The organism is Flagellimonas oceani, assembly GCF_011068285.1.
Classification (GTDB): Bacteria; Bacteroidota; Bacteroidia; order Flavobacteriales; family Flavobacteriaceae; genus Flagellimonas; species Flagellimonas oceani.
The window spans coordinates 4,428,154-4,439,827 of record NZ_CP049616.1 but is presented as its reverse complement, the minus strand read 5'-3'; the positions used below and the strand labels follow the sequence as shown (position 1 = coordinate 4,439,827).

12 protein-coding genes are annotated in these 11,674 nt (G+C 38.4%); 9 read left to right on the top strand and 3 right to left on the bottom strand.

Features of this window, described 5'->3' with window-relative positions:
* Nucleotides 1-96: 96 nt before the first annotated feature.
* Nucleotides 97-732: an N-acetylmuramoyl-L-alanine amidase family protein gene (locus tag GVT53_RS20145; protein WP_067030839.1), complete on the bottom strand. Its 636-nt coding sequence runs from the start codon at nt 730-732 to the stop codon at nt 97-99.
* Nucleotides 733-921: 189 nt separating this feature from the next.
* Between GVT53_RS20145 and GVT53_RS20140 the strand changes: the two genes are divergently transcribed.
* From GVT53_RS20140 to GVT53_RS20100, 9 genes are all read left to right on the top strand, one after another.
* Nucleotides 922-1,209 (top strand): hypothetical protein, encoded by a 288-nt coding sequence (locus tag GVT53_RS20140; RefSeq protein WP_067030842.1) that lies wholly within the window; start codon nt 922-924, stop codon nt 1,207-1,209.
* Nucleotides 1,209-1,487, top strand: a complete 279-nt coding sequence (locus GVT53_RS20135; RefSeq protein ID WP_067030845.1) for a hypothetical protein — start codon at nt 1,209-1,211, stop codon at nt 1,485-1,487. Before GVT53_RS20140 ends, GVT53_RS20135 begins: the two co-directional genes overlap by 1 nt.
* The gene (locus tag GVT53_RS20130) at nt 1,480-3,882 is read left to right on the top strand and encodes a TraG family conjugative transposon ATPase (RefSeq protein ID WP_067030848.1); all 2,403 of its coding nucleotides are present in this window, start codon (nt 1,480-1,482) and stop codon (nt 3,880-3,882) included. The genes GVT53_RS20135 and GVT53_RS20130 overlap by 8 nt, the downstream gene beginning before the upstream one ends.
* An 88-nt stretch (nt 3,883-3,970) precedes the next feature.
* A complete protein-coding gene (locus GVT53_RS20125) occupies nt 3,971-4,519 on the top strand; it encodes a conjugal transfer protein (protein ID WP_141673220.1) in 549 nt (182 codons plus the stop codon).
* A 2-nt stretch (nt 4,520-4,521) separates the two neighbouring features.
* Complete coding sequence (locus tag GVT53_RS20120; protein ID WP_067030851.1) at nt 4,522-5,364, top strand: hypothetical protein; 843 nt, start codon at nt 4,522-4,524, stop codon at nt 5,362-5,364.
* Between the two features lie 11 nt (nt 5,365-5,375).
* Nucleotides 5,376-5,999, top strand: coding sequence for a conjugal transfer protein TraK (locus tag GVT53_RS20115; protein ID WP_067030854.1), 624 nt, complete (start codon nt 5,376-5,378; stop codon nt 5,997-5,999).
* Nucleotides 5,980-6,909 carry a conjugative transposon protein TraM gene (traM, locus tag GVT53_RS20110; protein WP_067030856.1) on the top strand — a complete coding sequence of 310 codons (930 nt, stop codon included), beginning with the start codon at nt 5,980-5,982 and terminating at the stop codon, nt 6,907-6,909. Before GVT53_RS20115 ends, traM begins: the two co-directional genes overlap by 20 nt.
* A gap of 23 nt (nt 6,910-6,932) precedes the next feature.
* Entirely contained in the window at nt 6,933-7,763 is an 831-nt protein-coding gene (locus tag GVT53_RS20105) for a DUF4138 domain-containing protein (RefSeq protein ID WP_166250557.1), read from the top strand.
* Nucleotides 7,764-7,770: 7 nt separating this feature from the next.
* Nucleotides 7,771-8,142, top strand: coding sequence for a hypothetical protein (locus tag GVT53_RS20100; RefSeq protein ID WP_067030862.1), 372 nt, complete (start codon nt 7,771-7,773; stop codon nt 8,140-8,142).
* Between the two features lie 9 nt (nt 8,143-8,151).
* Here the strand turns inward: GVT53_RS20100 and GVT53_RS20095 are convergent, their stop codons facing one another.
* Nucleotides 8,152-9,534 (bottom strand): RNA-binding domain-containing protein, encoded by a 1,383-nt coding sequence (locus tag GVT53_RS20095; RefSeq protein ID WP_166250243.1) that lies wholly within the window; start codon nt 9,532-9,534, stop codon nt 8,152-8,154.
* Between the two features lie 11 nt (nt 9,535-9,545).
* Entirely contained in the window at nt 9,546-11,573 is a 2,028-nt protein-coding gene (locus GVT53_RS20090) for a hypothetical protein (RefSeq protein WP_067030865.1), read from the bottom strand.
* Nucleotides 11,574-11,674 lie beyond the last annotated feature (101 nt).

Genomic DNA, 11,674 nt, shown 5'->3' with positions numbered 1-11,674 from the left:
TTCTGAAAGACTTATATAGCAGAATCACTTCTGAGATGAATTGTAACACAATATCCTTTAAGCTCTTTGTTAACTCTAAAAATAGTTCTTTCATAATCAAGGTATTTTTAATAGTGATAAAATAGCGAGCGCAATGTGCTTAAGGTTTTCATATCCAGAAATATAATGACTCTCATCTTTATTGCTCAAAAAACCCAATTCCAATAGAACGGATGGCATAAAGTCCGTAGTTTCCCGAAGCACTTGAAAATTGGCAAACTTTACGCCTCTACTTTCAAAACCCAGTTTCTCATTCAAGTCAGCTTGTAATTGAAAGGCAAGCCAAGTCGATTCATCCAAAAACTTCGACCTTTGACTGGACACATATACTTCAACACCTCTTGCATTTGGATTATCGGAATGATTGCAATGCAAAGACAAGTATAAATCTGCATTCAAAGCTATCGCCATTCTTGCCCGATCCCTTAATGAAATTAAGGTATCACTATAACGTGTTTGATAAATTTCCACAGTCTGGTCGTGGTTTTTCTCGGCCAGTTCTGAAATCAACCTTGAAATTTGCAAGGTTATTGTCTTTTCTTCTGTCTGATTTACCCCAATTGCACCCAAATCATTTCCGCCGTGACCAGGGTCAATTACGATAATTTTTTTTGCATCAAATTCCTGACCCAGAAGGATGCAACTTTTGAGAAGCAAAATCATAAAACTGACGTTTTTGAGCCACTTTTTCATTTTCAATTTTTCTCTTATTAACAGTTCCACTTCAAAATTTCATAGAATTTGATGCTAAATAATAGCAACTAAAACCAAATACTATCAAATAATATTTTATTCACAAATATTTGATTTTCAAATATTTATATTCAAATATATGTAAATTTCACATAACGAAAATGAACCAAAATTTTAATCCAATTCGTTATGAAAAAAACACATTATTTGGCAGGCGTTTTTTCGCTCTTATCAACTTCGCTTTTTGCTCAGATTGGTGGTATTGAAGATTCGGTCAACGATGTTTCAGATACCATCAGAACCATTTTTCCCATCATTTTAGGTGTCATATTCCTCATCGGATTCCTGTTTAACGCCGGACACTTCTTTGGTGAAAATGCCGACCTTAAGAAAGGGATTACTCGGGTCTTGGTTTTTGTACTTATTGCTGGTGCAGTTGTCGGAATCTTCACTTATCTCATAGGCATCGTAGTATAGTGAAGAAGTTCGAGGTCTATAGAAATATGCGGAAACGGGCAGTCATCTTCGGCCTGCCCATTTCCCTGTTTGCCTTGATGATGGTTTCCATATTGGCATCATTACTCATCATCATCTTTTCTTTCAGCTTTGGCATCATCATCGGTTTAATGCTGTTCAATGGTGGACTCTACATCGCTCTGACTCGAATAGCCAATAACCCGCAACTCTTTCAGACAGGAAATCCCTTCCCAAGAATCATCAGTAACAAGCGTAATTCTGGATTCGACTATGAATAAGATGAATCTTTCGGCATATCAACCCATTGCAGATATTCAGGATAATATCGTCTTTGCCAACAATGGCAATGTTGTGCTATGCTTCAAAGGGAACTTACCTGAAATCTATTCGCTTTCTGAAAAGGACTTTGAGGATATACACGGTGCCTGGTTTCAGGCTTTGAAGTCTTTACCTGTTGGAACGGTCGTTCACAAGCAAGACATTTATTTAAAGAAATCCTATTCTTCAGAACATTTGCCCAACGAATCCTTTCTCGAAAAGGCAACTCACAATCACTTTAAAGGTCGCAATTACATCGAACATCAATGCTATCTGTTCTTTATCCTGACCAAAAACAAGGCATTCAACAATCCAAAATATGTCAACCCATTCCGTAAGGTTTCAAAAGGAATCGTACAGCAAATGGATTACAATATTAAAGTTTTTGTGAATGCGGTAAGCGATTCCGTGTCGTTCATCAACAATAGCCGAAAGATGCGTTTTGTTTCGCTTCAAGCGAAAGAGATACAGCAACTCACCACCAACTATTTCAACGGATTTAGTGAAGGATTCGATACCGACATACTATTGGAAAAAAAGAACGTCACCATTGGCGACAACCATTTTGATGCCCTGGCCGTCAACAGCGAACTGTGCTTTGGCGAAAGTGTGCAAAGTAGCAAGACCAATGAGAAATTCACTTCAGACGATTTTGTGTTTCATCAAGGGTTTATTGATGGCTTAGGGCTTACGCTTAACGAGAACCATATCGTCAACCAAATCGTGTATCTGGATGATAAACAGAAATGGCGAAAACTACTCGATAAGAAAATCGAAGAGCTAAACAAAAGTTCAAACTTCGGTTCACAGAACAAGGTGGTGCTTGGGAAAATCCGGCATATCCTTGACCAAATCAATGCTGATGACAATGCACGAATCATTCGTGGTCATCTCAACGTAGTGTATTGGGCAAAAGACAAAAAGAGCCTCGATTCAATCACTTCAAAAATCAAGACCGAGTTTAAGGAACTCGATATCACCCCTTACTATCCAAGAGGTGAAGAACGCAAAAATTATATTCTGAACAGTTACTGCTGTTTTTCATCCAACTTCTCAAACAATGATTTGTACGTAACGGATTTAAAGCACGCACTTTGCCTTTTCATCAACAATACCAACTACAAATCTGACGAAACCGGAATCATCTTTAATGACCGAGAGCATAACATTCCTGTTTTAAAGGATGTTTGGGACGAACGAAAGAAACGCATCAAAGCTCGGAACTTTGCCATTTTTGCGCCAACTGGCGAAGGCAAATCATTTTTGGCCAATAACATACTACGCCAATATTTTGAAAGTGGTGTCCGTCTGGTCATTATCGATTTGGGTGGTTCGTACACCAAATTCGCCAAGCTCTATCCTGAAAAGTATACCGTACTCAGATATGAGAGCGGAAAGAATTTGGGTATCAACCCTTTCTTCATAAGCGATAAAAATGACCTCACACCAGAACGGCTTGAAGATTTATCTGTTTTCTTGTTTGAACTCTTTGCTTCAGACTTAAAAGTGACCAAAGCGCAGTCCGTTTCCATTAAAAAGATATTGCGCCATTATTACGATAGCACTTCAGAAAATCATTCGCTGGAAAGCTTCTACAACTTTATAGAAAGGCATCAGGATAGTATTCTGAGCGACCTAAAAATCCATCCCGACTACTTCAACGTGACGAGCTTTCTGCACGTAATATCTGAGTATGTCGGTGATGGTCTATACAGTTTTCTATTTGAAGTCAGCGAAGACCAAACCTATAAAATCGAGGACCAACGATTGATTGTTTTTGAGCTGGACGAAGTAAAGGACAATAAGGAAATACTTTCCGTGATGCTCAAGCTCATCAAATCAGCCATCCAAAGAACCATCTGGCGCAATCGCGCCGAAAAAGGCATCATCTTGTTTGATGAGTTTGCTAAACAGCTGAAGTTTGACAATGTACTGGAAAGTGTGGAATTCTACTATCAAGCTATCCGAAAACAGAATGGTGCTATTGGTATCATTTTACAGTCCATTAATCAGTTACCTAACAATTCCACATCGGCCAGTATTCTGGAAAATACACAGGTCATTTACAGCTTAAACAATGAAAAAGGCTATGACGAACTGGTCAAAAGACTCAACCTTTCCAGCCACGACCTGAACCAACTCAAATCCATAAAGAACAACCTTTCCGGACCACGCAAGTACACCGAAATGTTTATCAAAATCGGGAAGGAAAGTAACATCTTCCGGTTGGAAGTTCCGAAAGAAGTTTACGCCGCCTATTTAACTGATGGATTAGAAAATGAGGAAATAATGAAGCTCTACAACGAGCATCAGGATATGGAAAAAGCAATAATTCAATTCACATCTAAAACATAATGCTATGAAATCGAAGATTCACGAATACCAAAACAAATATTTAGCAATGAGTAAAACAAAAATCAAATCAATTCTAATTGGGTTGGCTATGACAACAGCTCTTTTACTGCCAAGCGGTGCAACCGCTCAGGGTATGCCTGTTTATGACAACACCAACTTCATCAGCTTGGTAAAACAGCTATTGGAATCGGGTAAACAGACCGCGGAAATGATTAAGTCCGTAAAATTCTTGAAGGATGCCAAAGAGGCGATAGAGAAAGTATCGAGCGTTGTCCAACAGCTTAGGGCAGTTGAGGAAATCGCACAGAACAATCAGCGCCTTATCAATGTAATGCAGAATGACCTTCAGGACATTCTTAATTCGCCCTACATCAAACCCGAGGAAATTGACAAGGTTATGGGCTCTTTCGAAACCATTGTACAAAATTCATTAGACACGGTGGATTTTATAGACGAAGTCTTATCCAGCGATTATCTTAAAATGAGTGATGCCGAACGCGCCGAAATCCTGAAAGCCAAGGAACTGGAATCAAAACAGATGGTTTCAAACATCACTACAAAAACGAAACGCTACCGTGATATTATTTCTTTTAGAAAGATGCAGGATAAAGTTAATAACCGCGAAACAGAGTATTAAAAATGACCGCGACCATCATTTTAGGGATTGGGTTGGAATACATCGATACGGTGTTCCAGACTATACAGGCCAGCGACTTTTCGCAATATACCATTGCCGGAATGAAAACGCTTGCTGTCCTATTTTTCTTGGTCAACATCCTTAAAAAATACAACGAAGGTATTGCAGACAAAGACGGTTACACTTGGGGATTGAGTCCGGGTGAATTGGCAAAGAATTTTGCCATTGTCCTATTGGTCATATTCTCAACGCAGGTGTTAGGGTTTTTTGATGGGATTTTAGTGGCCATCGAAGGACAGTATAGAGGAACTGCACCAGCGTTACTTCCCTTGCAAATGCAGGATATACCATTAGAGGAAGATGTCAGCCTTTTTGATGCCGCAAGTTCGGCAATGACGCTTTTGTATGAGGCATTGGTAACACCATTATATGGGTTCAAGATATTGGCCTTCATCTTAAGTACCATTCTCTGGATATTGGATTTATTTATCTATCCGCTGTTTTTGGCAGAACGCTTTTTCCTCTTGGGAATAATGCAGGCGTTCTTTCCATTGGTCATTAGTTTGGCAGTTTTTGAAAAGTTCCGTTCGCTCGCCTATACCTTCTTTAAATTGTATGCTGCCGTGTATATGCTCGTGCCAGCCTTCTTTCTGGTCAATGTGTTTATCAATGCCATTTACACGGAAATAAATACCAATTTCTGGGTCAACCTGTTCGGAACCGATACAGGTCAGGGCTTTTTTGCGCCTGTAGTTCAACTGGGCTCAGTTGGGTTTATCGTTTTTCTGAAATTCAAACTGTATCGACGTGCCACCTCGTTTACCCTCAGATTGTTTACCAACTAATTCCATTCAGAATGAAAACACCTTACAAGAACATATACAAAATATTGAAACTGAATCGGTTTATCGTTTTAGCCGTAGTCATCTGTTCGTTGCTGTCCAGCAGCTTTTCGCTTTTAATGGTTTACAATATGAACAAAACAACGCTCAATAGTGTCTTTGCAATCAATACGGACGGCAGTATCATTCCGCTAAAGCTGGTTACACAAAAGGAAAATTTCAGGGTCGAAGCTTTGGCACATCTCGAACTGTTCCACACGTACTTCTATAACATTGATGCCAGCAACTACGAACGCAATTTGGAAAAAGCGCTGTGGTTGGGTAATAGTTCCGTGGACAATCTATACCGTCAGAAAAAAGCAGATGGTGTGTATAATCGCCTATTGCAATATTCTTTGGTGCAGAAGGTATTGAGCATTGATTCCAAAATTTCAGAGAACAACGGCGAGTATACTTTTACGACCACGACGATTTTTGAAATCAATAGAGGGTCAATCATTGATACTTACGAACTGGTTTCTACCGGAAACTTGATTATGGTAGACCGAAACTTTCCCAACAATCCGCACGGCTTGTTGATTACCAATTATTTCGAAAACACTTTAAGAAAAATAGATTATGAAAGTAGAAAAGAATAAAATCATTTTCGCTGGTGTCCTCGCCATCATTTTCCTCTTCCTTATCTCATATTCAGTGATGCTTATGGAAGATGAGGACAATGATGAAAACACGTTGCAACAGACGCTTGTTCCTGAACTGGAAGATGACCAAAAGGAATACGATTCCAAACTGGATGCCATAAACGACCTCAAGGAAGTGCGTGAAAGCACCGCACCGAGCATCTACGATGAAAAGCTCTTGGATTCTACGGGACTGTATAATCCCGATTTGCCCGAACAAAAAAAGCAACGCATCGTGGATAGCATTTACAAGGCTGGTAAGATAAAGTATTCCGAAAAACGCTACCAAAATTTGGGACATAAGCGAGTTGTTCAGCAAACGGTACCAAAGGTGGATTCTGCTGAAGTTAAAAGGGAACAAAAAATTGAAGCCAAAGAATTGGGCCTGGAACATCAACTGTTCTTTGCGGCCTCGCCAAAGCCCAATGAAATTTCAATTATAGGCAATACTGATGAAACGATTTATGTAGTCGTAGATGGTGACCAAATTGTTCAAGCAAATACCCGATTACGGATGCGCCTTACCAAATCGGCCACCATCAATGGTAAATTGATGCCAAAGAACACACCGGTTTTCGGCTTTATCAGTTTTCAGCCCAATCGTGCTTTAATCGAAATTGAGAATATTAAACACCACCCTACCAAACTAAAAGCCTTCGATTTGCAAGACGGTAGCGAGGGTATCTATGTCGAAAACAACTTTAGGGAAGAAGTAACCAGAGAGGTATTTGATGATGTTATTGGTGATATTAATATTCCCAGCGTACCACAAGTTGGTGGACTTACACAAGTATTTAGGCGTTCTAACCGCAGGGTAAAAGTAACCGTCCTGAACAATTACAGATTAATCCTAAAACCAAAACTATGAGACGATATAATTATATATTCATAATGGTATTTGTTTTCGCTTTCGTACCTCGACTATGCTCGGCACAGGCTACAGCGCAATCAACTATAGTACTCGATACCATTTATGCAAACGACACTAAAAATGTAGCACTATTCTTCCCAGAACCTATCCGGCAAGGTATAACTGGTTCAGATAATTTTGTCTTTACCTACAATCGTGAGAAAGAACAGTATTTTGGCCTGTTGCAAGCCAAGCCTGGAAAGGAAAGTAATTTACTGGTAGTCAACCGAAATGGCTCGATTTTTTCGTATATTGTAAGGTATAAAAAACAGCTTTCTAAGCTCAATTATTTTATTCCGATATCAAGTAGTATCGGGAATGAAAAACCGATTGTAACTGATTCAATTCTTGCTGAATCTACTGAAGAACGGATAGACAACAGAACATATCATTACCAAAAATTCTGCTCGTATCTTCTCAATAGAAAACAGCGCATAGGTCGAATTAAAAAGCGAAATGAAGGTATTATTGTAAGTGTTGAGAATATCGTTTTTGATAAAGAAGAACTGTACTTCGTTGTTCAGATAGAGAACAATTCAACCTTGGATTACGATTTGAATTTCTTGAACCTTTCGATTGAAACACGACAAAAAGGAAAAAGGAAATCGTTACAACGTTTGTATCAAGAGCCGATTTACAAACATAATCTGCCTTCAAAAATTGTAGAAGGTGAAACGGTACGTTTTGTTTATGTGTTGCCAAAATTTTCATTATCCAATGACCGTAGGGCAATTTTAGAACTGAATGAAAAGGATGGTGAACGAAATATTGAAATGAAGCTATCGCACAGATATATCAATAACCCAAATTAAAGTCATTATGAAAAATATTGTGGTTTTATTGCTCGTACTGCTATTCCTTTCGTGTGCTGATTCCGCAACTAAAGTTTCAGGACCAAGTGCCACAGCCCAAATTGTTATCGAAAGCTTTTATGAAAAGGATGAAGAAGCCTTAAAAGCCAACTCAACGCCACAGGCGTATTCAAACTATATGAATACTATAAATATGTTTAACGCTACACCAAAAGATGATTCCAAGTTTACTGTTTTGCAGGACACGATTATGGGTGATGTGGCTTGGGTAAAATATACAACAGCTTACGATAAAACACCAGGTGTTTTTAAACTGGTTAAGCAAAACGGAAAGTGGCTGGCAGATGCCAGAGGTTCAAAAGATAAATCGCCTTTTTGAAAAGCGTATTTATTTATTTTTATCGAGATTGATTTCCCAATAGCCTCTTGTTCCGCCTACACGCTCTATATATCCAGCATCCTTTAAATTATTGAGGTGTTTTTGAATTGCAGACTCATTGATATGTAATATTTCTGCAATACCGGAACGACTTATTCGATTATCCTGAGCAATTAACTTCAGAACTTCTTTTTGTCTATGTGTTAATTCAGAAATGGCATCGATATCCTTTTCGATTTGACCACCTATTTGACCACCTTTTAGACCACCCATTACACCACCTATTTGACCACCTTTTGTACCACCATCTTCAACAGTAGTTTCTTTAGCTACAAACGTCATTCTAAGAAAGTTATCAGAAAAACTAAAACTCTCTTTGCCATAATGTTCCAAAATACGAGGGATGCCCGAACCCAATTGCTCTACCAGTTCCAAATCCTTGAAAATACGCATCAGTTCTTTATTCCGAGGTACAGAAAAACCTTCAAAAAACTCTTGCTTGCTCAAACCTTCAGGAAGTCCACCAGCTGATGTAATTTCTATCCTGTCCGCAAAGATTTCAAACTTTGGGGTAATCTCGTTGGTATAGTCGTTATGTACAAAAGCATTGATGATTGCTTCCCGTAGGGCAATGGGATTCCAAAGATTGGTCTGTTGCCGTTCCTTAGCGGTTATCTTGGTTGTGGTTCTATTCTCAACAGCAATCTTATCGATAACCTGCTTGGTCGCTTTCACCAGGCATTCGTGACCATATTCGTTACTTTCTATAAGATCGGTTCGGGTCTTGCCTGAATACTTGGCCACTTTAATAGAGGTATTGTTCTTATCGGCCAAAAGATAGCCAGCGTAATTGAATGCGCCATCCTCAGTAAGCAGTTCCAGGTTTTTTGCAAAGGCTTTCCCCAGATTATAGCCAGCTTCTTCGTAGTAGATTTTCAATTGACCAAAGCTCAGGTCTTGTCGTCCGGCTTTAATTTTGCTGATGGAATTTCGAGTGCGCTTGGCAAAGAGCTCGTCTATCATCTTTTGGGACATCGGCTCTGCAGATGAACCCATACGGATGAAACAGCCCTTTTCGCTCATCCCATATTTTTTGAGATGATAGGGTTTTTCTGGACCACTTGCTATTATGATTTTAAGGATATCCTTGCCAGTACGTTCTTCACTCACAATGTCAAACAGACCCAATGCGGAAGGTCGGATGTTGTTCTTTAGCCTATCCTTAATTTTAAGTTGGTCGCCATCCGAATCTGCTAAACCGTAAACATTCTCGTTTTTGTCAATACCGATATAGAGAATACCACCCTCGCGATAGTTCAAAAAAGCAATAACTTCTTTTTCAAGCCCATCGGACAGTTCTCTTTTGTATTCTATACGGTTTGTTTCTGGCATACATTAATAGCCTAGTTAAATAATTTATTGAAAAATGCATTGTGTCTTTCTCTTGAGACTTCCAGCAACTTTCTGAACGTCATTACCTCTAAATTCAAATTTAACTTTGGTATGATTTTAAAATAAGTTCCGAATGGTGTTTTTTCCCATCCCTTATCCTCGTTAAACTGTTTTAAATTGGTTGGCAAAACATCCACAATTATGAAACCGAATTTCGGTGTGTTTTTAGTTACTATGACCTGATTGCCCTTGTAATTCTTTTTATCTTGTTGATATAAGAATTCATCAAAGTAAGGTTCAATCAAATCTGAAAATTCCCATCTATAATTGCCTTTACGTTTTTGGTGTGCCACTTCTCCAGGTCTTTTGAACTCAAAAATTACCATTGAATTTATCTCACCGCTATTTTTATCTCCAAAACCAATTGGATTCTCAAACATTTGTGGGTTGTCAATCATTACCAAATCAGCCTCTTTTCTGCTTTTCTTTTGTGAGTATGAAGTGATTGATTTGTCTGAGGCAATGAACTTATAATTTAGAAATCGTTCGTCCAGCAACCATAAATTGTGGTTTTCATAAACCACATCGTTGCTGGTCAAGCCCATAGGAAAAATGAGATTGTGAACATCTTCTTCCAATTTGTAATTTCCGTTTTCATCAGCATCTAAAAACTTTTCAAACAGCTCAATTATAGCCCTTCTTCTAGTCATATAATCAGCTAGACTATCGACGTCATAGGCTGTTTTCTCCTTTATGTCGTCCTTAATCTGATTTATCGTTTCCTCATTTACCTGCTTTTCATTGATAAACTTGTCAATATGGTTTTCGACTTTTTTTCGAGCAGTATAGGAAATCTTATAAAGGTGTTCTTCGAGCTTGTCCTCAGATAAATTCGGTGGAATTGAATTCAGTACTTCAGGCTTTTTTAAAAAGCTCCTATATCTAGGTGCCTTCTCTTTTATGTAACTTTTAATTTCCTCTTGACTTCGCTCTCGTGACTTCTTTACAAACTCATTGTACTCATCTTCTAACACTTTGGTCAGATTTTCCTCTATTTCTTGGAAAGATAATGGTGATGAATTGGCAAATAGTAAGTTTTCTTTTTCTTTTGGAATGTTGAAGCCATTCCGAGTGCTGAACGACTTTCGATTCAGATATTCGGATACCACATAAACATCAAGAAAATATAGACTGCCATTTCTTGAGATGGGATAGTTAAAAAGACTATTGAAGTTTTTAATGTTTTTTGGATTGCCTACTACCCTTGAATTTGCGCAATAATGAACGTAGTTATTCTTCCTGTTTCCCTCTTTGGGTGTCTTAGTTATATATATCTTGAACTGTTGTTTCTTGACCTCGAAATTCCGTTCTTTTTCTTTTGACACTTTGGCATAGAGGTCATTTATAGACTCTGCTCTACTGCTTTCTTCGTCATAAATCATAATCTTCGGAAGTGAATCGTTCAAGTAGTAAATTAAGCAGTGTTGCATAACACTTTCAGCAATGTCTTCGATTTTAAGTGCTGATTTCTGTCTAATCACTTCATTGAAGCAATTATCGAGTCTAACTTTGGTCTTGAACACATCTTCCTCTGATTTTTCAGAAGTTATAAGGTTGACCTCGTCCTTTGTGTTAAACTCAAATTCCCTGTATTTCCATACTTGATTCTCCAAATAGTTACTCTCTACCTTCAGACTTTCAAAAGCTGCTAAAACGGTAAATCTTCCTATTCCTTTGCAACCAAACTCCTTATTTGCCTGCGAGAAAGGGGTTTCAAATGACCTGTAATTTTTGTCGGTAAAACCTATACCATTATCCGTAATGACAAAGCTGTCGATGGTTTTAACACTGTCTAACAAATTAGTCTGTGAAGGCAAAGCCCCGCGAATTATCTTGATTTGAATTTCTTTCTCATTTGCCGGAAGAGAAGACTGTTGCAGACTTATGATGGAATTTACAACACACTCCAACATTGGAAGCAAAACATCGTCAGCTGTTAAGTCAACAGTCTCGACAATATTTTCCGCAGGTACAATCATTTAATAACATTTTTTGGTGGCGTACAATATAATCATATCAGAGTTCAGATTTTGCTGAAAAACATTTTTTCTTTTTATAAGCGAGATTTAAGAGCGTACTT